The organism is Alcanivorax sp. DSM 26293 (genome assembly GCF_900107995.1).
GTDB lineage: Bacteria > Pseudomonadota > Gammaproteobacteria > Pseudomonadales > Alcanivoracaceae > Alcanivorax.
Map to the genome: position 1 here is coordinate 153769 of NZ_FNUM01000004.1, position 13899 is coordinate 167667.

Genomic DNA, 13899 nt, shown 5'->3' on the forward strand with positions numbered 1-13899 from the left:
GAGCGGCGCTTGAGCCGCGAATGCCTGGCACGGCTTGTGGCAAGCATGTTCGCGGCTCAAGCGCCGCTCCTACAGCAGCCTCCCCCCCGGAACCTTGCTCCTTTGTCCGAGTCCAATTCCTTGTTCATCCCCGGTTCACATGGCCGGTCTAGACTCGATACTTGCCCATCGACTGGCTTAATCGCCGGGAACCTTTTTACCTATTAGCACTCCAATCAACCGAGTGCTAATATCATGGCACACATGGATAGACATCGGTCTTCAACGAGGAGACAACGCGCATGACAACCCCTTCCACTCAGGCACAGGCGCTTATGCTGGCAGTACCGGGTAACAACCTGGACGCCTATATGCGAGCCGTTAATGCCGTGCCGGTGCTCAGCGCAGACGACGAACAACGTTTGGCAGAACAGTATTACTACGAGCAGGACCTGGATGCCGCCCGCAACCTGGTTCTGGCCCATCTGCGGTTTGTGGTCCATATCGCCCGCAGCTACACCGGCTATGGCCTGCCTCTGGGCGACCTGGTCCAGGAAGGTAACGTGGGCCTGATGAAAGCGGTGAAGCGTTTCGACCCTACCAAGGGTGTGCGTCTGGTGAGCTTTGCCGTGCACTGGATCAAAGCGGAAATTCACGAGTACGTCATCAAGAACTGGCGCATCGTGAAAGTGGCGACCACCAAGGCCCAGCGAAAACTGTTCTTCAACCTGCGTGGCCAGAAGAAACAGCTGGGACGCCTGAGTATGGAAGAGGCGCAACGGGTGGCTGACGATCTGGGCGTTACCGCCGCCCAGGTCAAGGAAATGGAAGGCCGGCTGGGCGCCTATGATGCCAGCTTCGACGGCCCCACCAGTGATGATGATGACAATACTGTGGTTTCCCCGGCCGCTTACCTGCACAGCGATAACAGCGATCCGGCGGATCTGCTGGCCGAGCAGGATCAACAGGAACGGGAAAGCCGCCAGCTGGGCTCTGCCCTGATGGCACTGGACGAACGCAGCCGCGACATCCTCGAACGTCGCTGGCTGGCTGACCAGAAGTCCACCCTCCAGGATCTGGCCAACGAATACGGCGTGTCCGCCGAGCGAATTCGCCAGCTGGAAAACAACGCCATCAAGAAACTGCGCAACGCCATCGCGGCGTAACTCCGCAGCAAGTCACATGCAAGGCCCCTTTCGAGGGGCCTTTTTTACAGGCCCCAACGCGTTCCACTAGCCCCCTGTAGGAGCACCTCTTGAGGTGCGAACCGCGCGCCAGCGTGGAAATCGACCGCAGGGCGATCAGGAATCACAGGGCTGGACAGATTTATACAAGAACGGTTGCAATAAATTTAAGCCGTTGCTGCCTCATTACATCCGGTTCGCACCTCAAGGGGTGTTATTCGCTGCGCTCACCCTTCGGGCCGCACTGCACTACGTGCGTTACTCCGTTACGCTCCGTTCCTACAGCGGCCTTGAATATCCCGACGGCGAGATAATTCCGGTACACTATGCAACCCGAGGCGGCACCCGACATGACCGCCACAGCGGAGCAATGCATGAAAATTCTGCTCGTACTCGGCGCCCTGAACGGCGCGCTGGCCGTTATATTCGGCGCCTTTGGTGCCCATGGCCTGAAATCCCGCGTGGACGACTCCATGCTTGCCGTGTGGTCCACCGCCAGCGAGTACCATTTCTACCATGCTCTGGCCATGCTGCTATGCGGGCTACTGGCCAAGGCATTTGGCGCCAGCGGCATGGTCACCGCTGGCTGGCTACTGTTTGCCGGCACCCTGGTGTTCAGTGGTAGCCTGTATGTGATGGTGCTCAGCGGTCAGAAGTGGCTCGGCGCCATTACCCCGCTGGGCGGCACCGCGCTGATCATCGGCTGGCTGATGCTGGCCTGGTCCCTGTTCAAGGCAGTTTGATCTCTATCATGAAGCTTACCGTCAACGGCGATACCCTGACCCTGGATGGCACCACCATTGCGGATCTGGTGACACAACTGAACCTAACCGGCCGCCGGCTGGCGGTGGAAGTGAACCGGGATATTGTTCCGAAAAGCCAGCATGGCGATTTCACCCTGAAAGACGGTGACGTGGTGGAGATTGTCCATGCTATTGGCGGTGGCTGACACTGCCCGACCCTATTCCATTCGCAGTAACCTGACTCCGAGGCCCCCATGTCCGACCTGCTGACCATTGCCGGTAACACCTATTCCTCCCGACTGCTGATCGGCACCGGCAAATACAAGGATTTCGACGAAACCCGCGAGGCCATCGAAACCAGCGGCGCGGAGATCGTCACCGTGGCCATTCGTCGCACCAATATTGGCCAGAATGCGGATGAGCCCAACCTGCTGGATTTCATCAGCCCGGACAAATACACCATCCTGCCCAACACCGCCGGCTGCTTCTCCGCCGAGGATGCGGTGCGTTGCTGCAAGCTGGCCCGGGAGCTGCTGGATGGCCACGACCTGGTCAAGCTGGAAGTGCTGGGCGATCAAAAAACCCTGTACCCCAACATTCCGCACACCCTGAAGGCCGCCCGGGAACTGATCGACGATGGCTTCAACGTCATGGTCTACACCAATGACGACCCGATTGTGGCCAAGGAACTGGAAAGCATGGGCTGTGTGGCGGTCATGCCACTGGGCTCACTGATCGGTTCCGGGCTGGGCATTCTCAACCCCCACAACATCCGCCTGATCATGGAAGACGCCAAAGTGCCAATCATCGTGGACGCGGGCGTCGGCACCGCCTCGGATGCGGCCATTGCCATGGAAATGGGCTGCGATGGGGTATTGCTCAACTCTGCGGTGGCCCATGCGCAGAAGCCGGTATTGATGGCGTCGGCCATGCGAAAAGCCATCGAAGCCGGGCGTGAAGCTTTCCTGGCAGGACGCATGCCCCGTAAGGCCTACGCGTCTGCTTCCTCGCCGCTGGACGGTATCAGTCGATAAAAAAATGGCGCCGATCTTGGGGGAGAGTCGGCGCCAGGGGGAATGGGTTTTCAATACCATGACTTGCAGGATCATAATCCCCCTCCGTTCATCAAGATGACGTGAACTCCTCCGGGCCACGGTTTTTGCTACAATCGCCCCCCGCTCAACTCACCTGGCAATCCCATGCTCGACTTCATCAAACAGGATAAAGACCCGGAAACCGGCAAGGTCATGCGCAAGGTACGCAGCTTTGTGTTGCGCGAAGGCCGCCTTACCGCCGGACAGCGCAACGCCCTGAACAATCTCTGGCCACAGTTTGGCCTGGAACGGGCGGATGGCATGCTGGACCCGCAGACCGTTTTTGGCCGCGATGTGCCCCGGGTGCTGGAAATCGGCTATGGCATGGGACACTCCCTGGCGGATATGGCCCAGGCCGATCCGGACAAGGACTTTATCGGTATTGAAGTGCATCGCCCGGGCGTGGGCGCCCTGTTGATGGAAATCCAGCAGCGCGGACTGAGCAACCTGCGCAGCTACTGCGATGACGCGGTGGAGATTCTCGAGCTGTGCATCCCGGATAACAGCCTGGCCCGGGTGCAACTCTATTTCCCCGACCCCTGGCACAAGAAAAAGCACCACAAGCGCCGCATCGTCCAGCCCGCCTGGGTAGCCTTGGTGCAACGCAAGCTGCAACCCGGTGGCGTGCTGCACATGGCCACGGACTGGGAAAACTATTCCGAGCATATGATGGACGTGATGAACGACGCCGACGGCTTCACTAACCTGGCCGGCGCCGGGCAGTTCTCACCACGGCCGAGCTGGCGCCCGGAAACCAAATTTGAGCGGCGCGGGGAAAAACTGGGGCACGGGGTCTGGGATCTGTTGTTTGAGAAGGGCTGAGCTGCAAGCGACAAGCCTCAAGCTACAAGGCGCGGGCCAGGCCATTCCGAACGGAAACGCTCTTCTGCCCGCAATCCCAACGGATTTTCCGCGCGGAGCAGTATGTTGCCGGGTTGGCAGCGGACCGGATCTCGCGTTGCAGCTTGTAACTTGAAGCTTGCCTTCCTCAAACCTCTTTCAGCAATCTCGCACTGACGACCCCTGTCGCTCCCATCATCCCCAGCACCAGCAAGGCCCAGTCATTACCCAACATCGCCACCCCGGCACTGATGGCACCCACTGCCAGCAGCAGAAAGCCGATAACGGTATTACTGACGGCGGTGTAGTCCGTTCGCTTGTTACCACCGGCCATATCGACCATGTAGGTCTTGCGGCCGATGCGCACGCCGGCATGGGCGATGGCGAGCACAAAGAAGGCCAGGGGATAGAGCCAGTGAAGCCAATCAGTCTGCGGCCCCCAGGCGGCAAGCCCGCCGGCCAGCAGACAGACCAGCGCCGCCAGCCCGCCACCGCGCACCATCACATTACGGCTGGAGGTATCGGCCATATACCCCCAGACGGTGGCGCTGACGGCACTGGCCAGGCTGGATGCCAGCACAAAGCTGCCCAGCAGGAGTGGCAGCGAGGCCTGGGCCTGGGCCACCAGCACCAGAAACGGCGAGGCCAGCGACGACGCCATCAGCAGGGCCCGGGTGATAACAAAACGCCGGAAAGGGGCATCGTTTTTCAGCAGGCCGAGGCTGGCAACGGCTTCCTTGAAGGCGTTATTTCCCCCTTCGCTGGCCCCGGGAAATTCGTCCACGGTGAAGAACACCACGGCAGCGATCAGCCAAGCCACCCCTGCGGCTGTCAGCAGTGCACTGTAAAAGGCCATGGTGGGATCGGAATCCCCCCGGAAAATCACCAGCGACAGTGCAAAAGTAATGGCCCCTGACAGGGTCGCAGACAACCCGGTAAGGCGACCGCGGCGGGATTTGGGAATACATTTGCCCTGCACATCTTTCATTGCCACCGAGCAGAAGCCCCGGCTGATGCTGAACAGGATCAGCAAGCCCACAATCATCAGGCCCGCCTGCATGCCCTCCAGCATCCACACCGCGGCAGCCATCCCCAGCACTGCCAGCCCCTGCAGGGCCGCCCCCAGTGCCCAGAACCCCTTGCGTACCGGATAGCGGCGCACCATGGCGCCAATCATCAACTGGGGAATCAGCGAGCCCGACTCCCGGATGGGAACCAGTAATGCCGCCAGGGACGAGGGGGCCCCCACCGCCGTGATCAACCAGGCCAGCACGGTTTTCGGGTTGATCAGCAGATCGCCGATCTTGGTCAGGGTATTGGCGCTGATGATGCGAAAGAAATTCCCCGGCACCTCCCGGCAGGCGGCATCACTGATGTCCTTGCAGGTTCGCGCATCCTCCTCGTTGGCCACCTGGGCATAAAGGCGCTCGAGAAGATCCTGTTTTGCCATGCTTCACCCCATCTTGATCACTTTTTGACCCGGCCCTCACTGTGGCAGGCTTAGCGTGAACCCAACATATAACGACGGAGGGTAAGACGTATGTATCGGGTTTACTATCTCGTCCCCAACCTGCAACAGGTTCGCAACGCGATCTCCCGCCTGGACACCGCCGGCATCGGTGGTGAACGCATCCACGTGATGGCCCGGGATGCGGGCGAGCTGGATCGTCACGGCATCAATGCCACCACCCCCTGGGAAGATACCGACATCATGAGCAACGGCTACAGTGGCGCCACTCGCGGCCTGCTGATCGGTCTCATCGCCGGCTATGCCATTGCCTTTATCGACCCCTGGGGCGTGGACGCCCATCTGGGCGTATGGCTACTCACCGCCCTGTTCTTCACCTGCTTCGGCGCCTGGGCCGGAGGACTGCGCGGCATCTCCCATGCCAATCACCATCTGTCCCCCTACCTGCAATCCGTGAAGAACGGCAACTATCTGATTCTTATCGATGTGGATCGCAAGCATGAACGCAATCGCGTCCATCAGGCTCTGGACCATCACATCGAAATCCGCAATCAGGGCGAAGAGGATCATTTCTCTCCCCTGGCCTGAATCACAGGCAAATTACACGCCCTGCCGCCCGGTAGTCGATTGCACGGCTACCGAGCGGGCTTTAGACTTTGCGGCATCCTTAGCAAGCGAGTCATCATGCCGCAACCGATCCCCCAAGATGCTCCATGGGCTGCCGAAGACTCCGTCGGTCTGGTCGAGCCCAGAACGCTGTCCTTTGATACGGCTCTCGAACTGGAGTGCGGTCGTACTCTTTCGTCCTATGAGCTGGTCTACGAGACCTACGGTACCCTCAACGACGACGCCTCCAATGCGGTGCTGATCTGTCATGCCCTGTCCGGCCATCACCATGCCGCCGGATATCACAGCACGGATGACAAACGCCCCGGCTGGTGGGATACCTGCATCGGCCCGGGCAAGGTCATCGATACCAACCGCTTTTTCGTGGTGAGCCTGAACAATCTGGGTGGCTGTCACGGCTCCACCGGGCCGGCTTCCATCAACCCGGACACCGGCCAGCCCTGGGGCCCGGATTTTCCCATGATGACGGTAAAGGACTGGGTCAACAGCCAGGCCAGGCTGGCGGATGTGCTGGGCATCTCCCGCTGGGCCGCGGTGATCGGCGGCAGCATGGGCGGCATGCAGGCGCTGCAGTGGTCCATCGACTATCCGGATCGGCTCAGCCATGCGGTAGTCATTGCGGCGGCCCCGAAACTGTCCGCCCAGAACATTGCCTTCAACGAAGTCGCGCGCCAGTCAATTCTCACTGACCCCAACTTCCATGGCGGTCGCTATTACCTCCACGATACCTATCCCCGGCAGGGGCTGATCCTGGCGCGTATGGTGGGTCATATCACCTACCTGAGCGACGACGCCATGCGCATGAAATTCGGCCGCGACCTGCGTGCCGGTCGCTTTCATTTCGGCTTCGACGTGGAATTCCAGGTGGAATCCTATCTGCGCCACCAGGGGGAAGTGTTCTCGCGCAACTTCGACGCCAACACCTACCTGCTGATGACCAAGGCGCTGGATTATTTCGACCCGGCCCGGGAATTCGATAATTCCCTGGAAACCGCCCTGGCAAAACCGGAGTGCAAGTTTCTGGTCATGTCGTTCACGTCCGATTGGCGTTTTGCGCCGGAGCGCAGCCGGGAAATCGTCAACGGCCTGGTCCACGCCGGCCGCGATGTGAGCTATGCGGAAATCGACACCCCCAAGGGGCATGACGCTTTCCTGCTGGACATCCCTGAATACACCAAGCTGTTCGGCGCCTACATGCACAGGGTCGCCAACGAGGTGGAAAATGGCGTAAACCCTGTGGAGGCAGGCAACCATGCGTGATGACCTGCACCTGATCAGCGACTGGATCCCCGCGGACGCCAGCCTGCTGGACCTGGGCTGCGGCGACGGCACCCTGCTGGCCCATCTAAAACAGCACAAAAAGATCCGTGGTTATGGTCTGGAGATCAACCAGGACAACCTGGCGGCCTGCTTCGAAAAAGGCGTCAACGTGCTGGAGCAGGATCTGGACGAAGGGCTGGGCAACTTCCAGAATCACCGCTTCGATTACGTGGTAATGACCCAGGCTCTGCAGGCAGTACTGCGCCCGGATCAGGTCCTCAACGAAATGCTGCGCGTGGGTCGCGAGGCGATCATTACCTTCCCCAACTTCGGTCACTGGCGGGTCCGCGCCTACCTGGGCCTGAAGGGGCGCATGCCAGTGTCTTCCGCACTGCCCTACGAGTGGTACAACACCCCCAATATCCACCTGTGCACCGTGCAGGATTTCGAAACCCATTGCCGAAAAAGCAACATCCGCATCCTGGAACGCCAGGTGATCAACCGCCACCATCGCAGCGGTTTACTGGCACGTCTCTGGCCCAATCTGTTCGGGGAAATTGCGATTTATCGGGTTACGGTTTAAAAGCAGCAGCAAGCCTCAAGCTGCAACGCGATTGTAGGTTCTTTTTTGGTTAAACCCCGGAGCCGCGCCCACATTCTCGGCGCGGCTCCTGTATGACAAAACAGACGAAACCCGGATTCGCGTTGTAGCCTGCAGCTTGAACCTCGCCGCTAACGACGTCAGGAGTTTTTCATGGAAAAAATCGTTCTCGCCTCCGGCAACGCCAAAAAACTCGCCGAAATGCAGCGCCTGCTTGAGCCACTGGATATCCAGGTGGTGGCCCAGAGTGAATTTTCCGTTCCGGAAGCGGAGGAAACCGGCACCACCTTTGTGGAAAACGCCATCATCAAGGCCCGCAATGCCAGCAAATACACCGGCCTGCCCGCTATCGCCGATGACTCGGGGATTGAAGTGGAAGCGCTCAATGGTGCCCCCGGGGTGTATTCAGCCCGGTTTTCCGGGGTTGGCGCCACCGACGCCAAGAACAATGCCCTGCTGGTGGAAATGCTGGCGGATGCGCCGGACGTCTCCCGTGACGCCCGTTATGTGGCGGTGATCGTGCTGATGCGCCACGAGGACGATGCCACGCCATTGATCTGTCAGGGCATCTGGAATGGGGAAATTGTCCTGGAACCGGCGGGCGACCAGGGGTTTGGTTACGACCCTCACTTTTTTGTAAGGGAAAAGAACTGCACCGCCGCCCAGTTACCGGCGGAAGAGAAAAACGCACTCAGCCATCGGGGCAAGGCCATGGCCCAATTGATCCAGGCCCTGCAGTAAGCGTCGATAGACCCCTTCACCCGTATATCGCGCTTGACTGCTAGTATGGTTTTCACTTGTTGCAGGGATGCCACTATGACAAAACAGCAGCCTGTCGCTGCCAGCATTCTGGCTCTGGCTACCTCGCTGGCCCAGGGCAGCGGCCTGGAAGGCACCTTCCATTCACAATGACAAAGCCGCTATGTCACCGAAGGCCGGGACAACCTGGACAGCAATCCTCTGGTGACCGCCGGGGTTGATCTGACCCTCCGGGACGTTACCGCCGGGGTATGGCAAGGCTGGGCCAACGGCAGTGATTACCGGGAAAACAATCTCTTTGTTGAATACGCGCCATACGTGGAGCGCTGGAGCCCCTATCTCAACGTCACCTACCTGCAGTTCCATCCACAGGGGCCGGACGACGTGGAAACCGGTGCCGGGTTTTCTGCACCGATCCAGCCCTGGTTATCCCTGTCACTGGATGGCACCTGGAGCAAACAGGCGTCCGGAGCTTTCTACGCCCTGACCGTGCACAGTCAACGCGAACTGGCCCCGGGATGGACAGGCAAGCTGTATCTCACCCAGACCTATGATGATGGCTATGCCAGTGAAGGCTATAACGGCCCCAACCACCGGGAAGCGGGGGTACAACTACGCTGGAAGGTACTGCCGGCTCTGGACCTGCACGCGGGCTGGCAACATAGCTGGGCCGGAGAAGACGTGCGCCGGGACGGTGGCGACGACCTGAGCTGGGGCCAGGCCGGCCTGACAAGCTACTTCTGAATACGGGCCAGCCAGCGATCCAGGGCATTGGCAAAACGCCCCTTGTCCTGGTTGGAGTAGCTGTTGGGCCCACCGGTCTGCATACCGGCTGAACGCATCTCCTCCATGAAATCGCGCATGTTGAGACGCTCGCGCACGGTATCCTTGTCCAGCCAGTGCCCGTGGGGCGTCACTGCCTCCGCCCCCTTGGCCACGACTTCCGCCGCCAGCGGAATATCCTGGGTGACCACCAGATCCCCCGGCTGACAACGGCGAACAATCTCGTTATCCGCCACATCAAATCCCTGCCCCACCTGAATGGCGCGGATCAACGGAGAGCGAGGCACTGCCACCGGCTGATTGGCCACCAGGGTGCAGGGAATCTGCACCCGCTGCGCCGCCGGAAACAACACCTCTTTCACCGGCCGCGGACAGGCGTCCGCATCTACCCAGATATGCATAAATCAGTGAACAGTTAATAGTGAATAGTTAACAGCGAAGGTCAAAAGACACACACCTCCACCCCAGCAGTTTGCTACCATACCCGAACCCAGTGAATTTTAGCTGTTCACTGTTCACTTTTAACTGCTCACTGTCCTCATGCCCCTCAAGAACCCGCCGCTCTCCCTCTACATCCACACGCCCTGGTGTGTACGCAAGTGCCCATATTGCGACTTTAATTCCCATGAGCGGGGCGAATTGCCGGAAGCGGCTTATCTGCGGGCATTGTTGGCGGACCTGGACCAGGACCTGCCGCTGATCGGGGATCGGACAGTGAAAACCGTCTTTATTGGCGGTGGCACGCCAAGCCTGCTGTCCGGCGATTTTTATCGGCAGCTGTTTCAGGGTATCCGGCAACGGCTGGTGTTGAGTGAACAGGCTGAAATCACCCTGGAGGCGAACCCCGGCACCGTGGAAGCCGGCCGATTCGCCGGCTTTCGCGAAGCCGGCATCAACCGGCTGTCGATCGGGGTGCAAAGTTTCAATAACACCCATCTACAGGCCCTGGGGCGGATCCATGACGCCAGTGCCGCAATCCAGGCCGCCCACCAGGCCAGGGAGGCCGGCTTCACCACCTTCAACCTGGATATCATGCATGCACTACCCGGTCAGACCCGGGCACAGGCGCTGGACGATCTGCAACAGGCCATGGCGCTGCAACCGACTCACCTGAGCTGGTATGAGCTGACCATCGAGCCCAACACGGTCTTCTTCCGTTCCCCACCGGATCAGCCAAGTCCGGACCATATGGCCGATACTGAACAGGAAGGCTTTGCGCTGCTCGCCAGCCAGGGCTACCAACGCTATGAAGTCTCCGCCTTTGCCAGGGACGGTCACGCCTGCCGCCATAATCTGAATTACTGGCAGTTCGGCGACTATCTGGGCATCGGGGCCGGCGCCCACGGCAAGATCACCGACACCCGCCACGGCACCATTCACCGCTATCAGAAAACCCGCAAGCCAGAAGATTACCTGGCTGATGCGCAGCAGGCCCGTCGCCAGTATCACCCCGTGGCCAGGGAAGACCGGCTATTCGAAGCCCTGATGAACGGGCTGCGACTGGTGGAAGGAGTCCGGTTACAGACTGTAGAGGACAACACGGGGCTTCCTGCGGCACAATGGACTCATTATCTGGGGGAACTCCGGCAACAGGGCTTGCTGGAGATCACCGATCAGCGAGTGCATTGCACCGAAAAGGGCATGCACCACCTGAACGGGGTATTGGCAAGGCTGGCCGAGGCGCTGTCGTAAAGCGCTTGAACCACCCTGCAATGCTATTCAACATTGTTTCCATGCATCACGATAGATACCGACTATGATGAAGACACGGAGCGGGCGCGAACAGGCGCTGGCAGAACGCGAACAACTGTTTATCGAAGCCACTCGCCAGCAACTGTGCAATGAAGGCCTGCTCGGCATTCAAATGGCGGCCATTGCCCGCAGCTGCAATTTTGCCACCGGCACCCTTTATCATCATTTCGCCTCTAAAGAAGATCTGCTGATCGCCGTCTGCACGGAACTGACCACCACCCGCCGGGATTACTTCCAGCGCGTCGCCGACTCCGACCTGAGCACCCGTGACAAGATGCTGGCCTTTGCCGTGGCCTATGCCCTGTTTGCCCAGCATTACCCGGAACACTTCCGGCTGGAACAATATGTCATGACCGAAGTGGTCTGGCAGGCAGCGTCCGCCAGTCGCCGGGAACAACTACTGGAAGCAACCCAACCCATCGGCCGCATGGTGGAACAGGTGGTCAAGGACGCGATCAAGGACGGTGAACTGGAAGCCCATGGCCTGGCGCCACTGGCTTTCAGCATCGGCCAGTGGTCCATGAGCATGGGCATGCACACCCTGATCCATGCGGAAGGCATTCTGGATATGTATGACCTGAAAGATCCCTACCGGATGCTGCTGCGCAATATCCAGCTGCAGCTCAATGCCATGCAGTGGCAACCGCTGGCAGATGACCCCTTTGATGATGGTGCGCTCGACCAAAAAGTCGACGACCTCTGTGGCACGCTTTTCAGCGATCTTTGCAGCGACAAAAATCACTGCCTATCTTTGGGCTAACCGACCGCTCTCTGCCACTTAATGAATGCATAAAAAAACCCGCGAAAGCGGGTTTTTTTATGCAGGATGCTCACAAGGAGATGCCGCAGGCTAGAATTTCCACACTGCCGAAACGGAAGGCCCGTCAATACTGATATCGTATTCGTCATCACGATATTGCGTATATTCCGCGTTGATGCCGATGCGGTCTGTCAGATCCATATCCACACCGGCGGCATAGGAAACATCATTCCAGTTATCGCGCCCGGAGATAACGTTGCTGTCCAGACGCTCCCGGCCACCCGCCACGCCCAAGGCGGCATAAGGCGTCAGTGAAGTCGTGTTATCCCATTTCACGCGCAGGTATGCGCCGTAAAAATAGTCCTGCTTGTACTCCACGTCCGCGCCACGAAAAGTCTCTTCATGCTTGACGACGGTCGTACCCAGTCTCAACTCGGCACCAAAATAGGGAGAAATGTCCGCACCCAGACGGGCGACAAGATTACCCGTATCGAATTCACCATCGGTAAAGGAACGATCACTGTGATCCAGTTGCGCATAACCCAGAGCAATATACCCTTCGGCATTGGCGTTGGCAGATACCACGCCGATACCGCACAACACCAGTGAGGCACAAAGTTTTCTCATATTAACTCCTTTTAATCAGCCTACCGGCTTACTTGTTCTCTTGAGCTTCTTTGGTTTTTTTCTCAGCCATAAGCTGATCGTGCTGGGCCGGTGTGCAACCGAGGCAACGCAGAAAAGTACTTCGGGCTGGCGCTTTCACCAGCTTCTCTGCGGCTTCATCCTCATTCCCCCCCAACAGGCTGACTGGCAACGTCACAGTGTAGAGCACAAAGCCCACTGCCGTAGATGCCGCCATTATCGGGCGCGCAATCAGGGCATCCCCGATCATGGCCACCTCGCCTGGGCGATTATCCACGTCCCCCATGGATCGGGCATGGGTAGCAAGCGGCGTCATTGCACCCAGCACCAGGGTGGAGGCGAGAACAGATGCCACTACCGGGCGCTTTGCTCGCTTCATGGTGAATCCCTCTTGTATTTTTATAGTTAAAGTATCGCTGACATTGTTTCAGCTAAGTCGTTAATATTCCGACAATTGCATCACAATCTACACCTTTGTTCGTAGCCCAGCAATAGCCTGGATGGTCAATTCATGACCAACGGCCAGGCCCAGGCCATGCGCTTTTCCCTAGCGCTGACATTGCGGACAGTAGCTGGTGCTCCGCTGACCGTGACGATCGGCCTTGAGCAGGGTCCCGCACTGCAAGCAAGGCTGGCCCGCCCGACCATAGACATGGAGTGACTGGGCAAAATAGCCGGGCTGGCCATCGGCGCGGGTAAAGTCTTTCAGGGTGGTGCCACCGGCCTCAATGGCCCGAGCCAGGACAGCCTTGATGGCATCCGCCAGACGCTGATAACGCTCACGTGAAATACGCCCTGCTGGCCGGGACGGATGAATGCCAGCGAGAAACAGGCTTTCCTGCGCGTAAATATTGCCCACCCCGACCACCGTGGCGTTGTCCATAATGAAGCTTTTCACAGCCACTTTTCGCCCCCGGGAGCGACGGAACAGCCAGTCACCATGGAAATCCTCACCCAGCGGCTCCGGCCCCAGGGCCGCCAGCAATGCATGGGGCTCAGCGCCCGGCTGATACAACACACTGCCAAAACGACGGGGGTCGTTGAAACGCAGCACCTTGCCGCTGTCCAGCAGCAGATCCACATGGTCATGCTTGCGCAATGGCAATGCCGCGTCCACCACTCGCAAGGTGCCGGACATGCCCAGATGGATCATCAACTGTCCGGCCTCCAGCTCAATCAGCAGGTACTTGGCGCGACGACGCAAGGCGATCACCGGACAATCCTTCAGCCCATAGAGCGCCTCACTGACAGGCCAGCGCAACCGGGATTCACGAACCGTAACGGCGCTCAGGATGCGGCCTTCCAGGTGGGGGCGAATGCCCCTGAGAGTGGTTTCCACTTCTGGTAATTCGGGCATGAAGAAAGCAGTGAATAGTTAATAGTTAACAGTGAATAGTTAAAATT

The 13899-nt window shown here is 59.0% G+C and carries 17 protein-coding genes; 12 read left to right on the top strand and 5 right to left on the bottom strand.

Annotated features, from left to right (window positions below; genetic code table 11):
- The first annotated feature begins 281 nt into the window (after positions 1-281).
- The 5 genes from rpoH (at position 282) to trmB (ending at position 3822) form a co-directional block, all read left to right on the top strand.
- Positions 282-1145 carry an RNA polymerase sigma factor RpoH gene (gene rpoH, locus C4S63_RS09180; RefSeq protein WP_062814874.1) on the top strand — a complete coding sequence of 288 codons (864 nt, stop codon included), beginning with the start codon at positions 282-284 and terminating at the stop codon, positions 1143-1145.
- Between the two features lie 392 nt (positions 1146-1537).
- Positions 1538-1906 (top strand): DUF423 domain-containing protein, encoded by a 369-nt coding sequence (locus tag C4S63_RS09185; RefSeq protein ID WP_082810713.1) that lies wholly within the window; start codon positions 1538-1540, stop codon positions 1904-1906.
- A gap of 8 nt (positions 1907-1914) precedes the next feature.
- Entirely contained in the window at positions 1915-2112 is a 198-nt protein-coding gene (gene thiS / locus C4S63_RS09190; RefSeq protein ID WP_062814876.1) for a sulfur carrier protein ThiS, read from the top strand.
- Positions 2113-2160: 48 nt separating this feature from the next.
- On the top strand, positions 2161-2940 hold the full coding sequence (locus tag C4S63_RS09195; protein WP_062814877.1) for a thiazole synthase: 780 nt from the start codon (positions 2161-2163) through the stop codon (positions 2938-2940).
- Positions 2941-3105: 165 nt separating this feature from the next.
- Positions 3106-3822, top strand: coding sequence for a tRNA (guanosine(46)-N7)-methyltransferase TrmB (trmB, locus tag C4S63_RS09200; protein ID WP_103917402.1), 717 nt, complete (start codon positions 3106-3108; stop codon positions 3820-3822).
- 166 nt (positions 3823-3988) lie between these two features.
- Here trmB and C4S63_RS09205 read toward each other — a convergent pair whose 3' ends face one another.
- Positions 3989-5290, bottom strand: a complete 1302-nt coding sequence (locus C4S63_RS09205) for an MFS transporter (RefSeq protein WP_103917403.1) — start codon at positions 5288-5290, stop codon at positions 3989-3991.
- Positions 5291-5380: 90 nt separating this feature from the next.
- Between C4S63_RS09205 and C4S63_RS09210 the strand changes: the two genes are divergently transcribed.
- The 5 genes from C4S63_RS09210 (at position 5381) to C4S63_RS09230 (ending at position 9299) form a co-directional block, all read left to right on the top strand.
- Entirely contained in the window at positions 5381-5896 is a 516-nt protein-coding gene (locus C4S63_RS09210; protein ID WP_103917404.1) for a hypothetical protein, read from the top strand.
- Positions 5897-5992: 96 nt separating this feature from the next.
- Entirely contained in the window at positions 5993-7195 is a 1203-nt protein-coding gene (locus tag C4S63_RS09215; RefSeq protein ID WP_103917405.1) for a homoserine O-acetyltransferase, read from the top strand.
- Complete coding sequence (gene metW / locus C4S63_RS09220) at positions 7188-7778, top strand: methionine biosynthesis protein MetW (protein ID WP_103917406.1); 591 nt, start codon at positions 7188-7190, stop codon at positions 7776-7778. Before C4S63_RS09215 ends, metW begins: the two co-directional genes overlap by 8 nt.
- 171 nt (positions 7779-7949) lie before the next feature.
- Complete coding sequence (gene rdgB / locus C4S63_RS09225) at positions 7950-8537, top strand: RdgB/HAM1 family non-canonical purine NTP pyrophosphatase (protein WP_103917407.1); 588 nt, start codon at positions 7950-7952, stop codon at positions 8535-8537.
- A gap of 222 nt (positions 8538-8759) precedes the next feature.
- Entirely contained in the window at positions 8760-9299 is a 540-nt protein-coding gene (locus C4S63_RS09230; RefSeq protein ID WP_103917408.1) for a hypothetical protein, read from the top strand.
- Here the strand turns inward: C4S63_RS09230 and C4S63_RS09235 are convergent.
- The gene (locus C4S63_RS09235) at positions 9290-9739 is read right to left on the bottom strand and encodes a YaiI/YqxD family protein (RefSeq protein WP_103917409.1); all 450 of its coding nucleotides are present in this window, start codon (positions 9737-9739) and stop codon (positions 9290-9292) included. The genes C4S63_RS09230 and C4S63_RS09235 overlap by 10 nt on opposite strands.
- Positions 9740-9878: 139 nt before the next feature.
- On the opposite strand from C4S63_RS09235, the gene hemW reads away from it, so the two are divergent.
- Positions 9879-11030: a radical SAM family heme chaperone HemW gene (hemW, locus tag C4S63_RS09240; protein WP_103917410.1), complete on the top strand. Its 1152-nt coding sequence runs from the start codon at positions 9879-9881 to the stop codon at positions 11028-11030.
- A 64-nt stretch (positions 11031-11094) separates the two neighbouring features.
- Entirely contained in the window at positions 11095-11850 is a 756-nt protein-coding gene (locus C4S63_RS09245) for a TetR/AcrR family transcriptional regulator (protein ID WP_231874130.1), read from the top strand.
- A 90-nt stretch (positions 11851-11940) separates the two neighbouring features.
- Here the strand turns inward: C4S63_RS09245 and C4S63_RS09250 are convergent, their stop codons facing one another.
- The 3 genes from C4S63_RS09250 to mutM all read right to left on the bottom strand — a co-directional run bounded on the left by C4S63_RS09250 (position 11941) and on the right by mutM (position 13852).
- The gene (locus C4S63_RS09250) at positions 11941-12477 is read right to left on the bottom strand and encodes a porin family protein (protein ID WP_103917411.1); all 537 of its coding nucleotides are present in this window, start codon (positions 12475-12477) and stop codon (positions 11941-11943) included.
- Positions 12478-12505: 28 nt separating this feature from the next.
- Entirely contained in the window at positions 12506-12874 is a 369-nt protein-coding gene (locus C4S63_RS09255) for a hypothetical protein (RefSeq protein ID WP_062814888.1), read from the bottom strand.
- A gap of 168 nt (positions 12875-13042) precedes the next feature.
- Positions 13043-13852 carry a bifunctional DNA-formamidopyrimidine glycosylase/DNA-(apurinic or apyrimidinic site) lyase gene (gene mutM, locus C4S63_RS09260; protein ID WP_103917412.1) on the bottom strand — a complete coding sequence of 270 codons (810 nt, stop codon included), beginning with the start codon at positions 13850-13852 and terminating at the stop codon, positions 13043-13045.
- Positions 13853-13899: the final 47 nt, after the last annotated feature.

What these genes read in the sequence shown, in the direction of transcription:
- rpoH (WP_062814874.1), top strand. Translation starts at nt 282, where the DNA reads ATGACAACCCCTTCCACTCAGGCACAGGCGCTTATGCTGGCAGTACCG.
- C4S63_RS09185 (WP_082810713.1), top strand. Translation starts at nt 1,538, where the DNA reads ATGAAAATTCTGCTCGTACTCGGCGCCCTGAACGGCGCGCTGGCCGTT.
- thiS (WP_062814876.1), top strand. Translation starts at nt 1,915, where the DNA reads ATGAAGCTTACCGTCAACGGCGATACCCTGACCCTGGATGGCACCACC.
- C4S63_RS09195 (WP_062814877.1), top strand. Translation starts at nt 2,161, where the DNA reads ATGTCCGACCTGCTGACCATTGCCGGTAACACCTATTCCTCCCGACTG.
- trmB (WP_103917402.1), top strand. Translation starts at nt 3,106, where the DNA reads ATGCTCGACTTCATCAAACAGGATAAAGACCCGGAAACCGGCAAGGTC.
- C4S63_RS09205 (WP_103917403.1), bottom strand. Translation starts at nt 5,290, where the DNA reads ATGGCAAAACAGGATCTTCTCGAGCGCCTTTATGCCCAGGTGGCCAAC.
- C4S63_RS09210 (WP_103917404.1), top strand. Translation starts at nt 5,381, where the DNA reads ATGTATCGGGTTTACTATCTCGTCCCCAACCTGCAACAGGTTCGCAAC.
- C4S63_RS09215 (WP_103917405.1), top strand. Translation starts at nt 5,993, where the DNA reads ATGCCGCAACCGATCCCCCAAGATGCTCCATGGGCTGCCGAAGACTCC.
- metW (WP_103917406.1), top strand. Translation starts at nt 7,188, where the DNA reads ATGCGTGATGACCTGCACCTGATCAGCGACTGGATCCCCGCGGACGCC.
- rdgB (WP_103917407.1), top strand. Translation starts at nt 7,950, where the DNA reads ATGGAAAAAATCGTTCTCGCCTCCGGCAACGCCAAAAAACTCGCCGAA.
- C4S63_RS09235 (WP_103917409.1), bottom strand. Translation starts at nt 9,739, where the DNA reads ATGCATATCTGGGTAGATGCGGACGCCTGTCCGCGGCCGGTGAAAGAG.
- hemW (WP_103917410.1), top strand. Translation starts at nt 9,879, where the DNA reads ATGCCCCTCAAGAACCCGCCGCTCTCCCTCTACATCCACACGCCCTGG.
- C4S63_RS09245 (WP_231874130.1), top strand. Translation starts at nt 11,095, where the DNA reads ATGATGAAGACACGGAGCGGGCGCGAACAGGCGCTGGCAGAACGCGAA.
- C4S63_RS09250 (WP_103917411.1), bottom strand. Translation starts at nt 12,477, where the DNA reads ATGAGAAAACTTTGTGCCTCACTGGTGTTGTGCGGTATCGGCGTGGTA.
- C4S63_RS09255 (WP_062814888.1), bottom strand. Translation starts at nt 12,874, where the DNA reads ATGAAGCGAGCAAAGCGCCCGGTAGTGGCATCTGTTCTCGCCTCCACC.
- mutM (WP_103917412.1), bottom strand. Translation starts at nt 13,852, where the DNA reads ATGCCCGAATTACCAGAAGTGGAAACCACTCTCAGGGGCATTCGCCCC.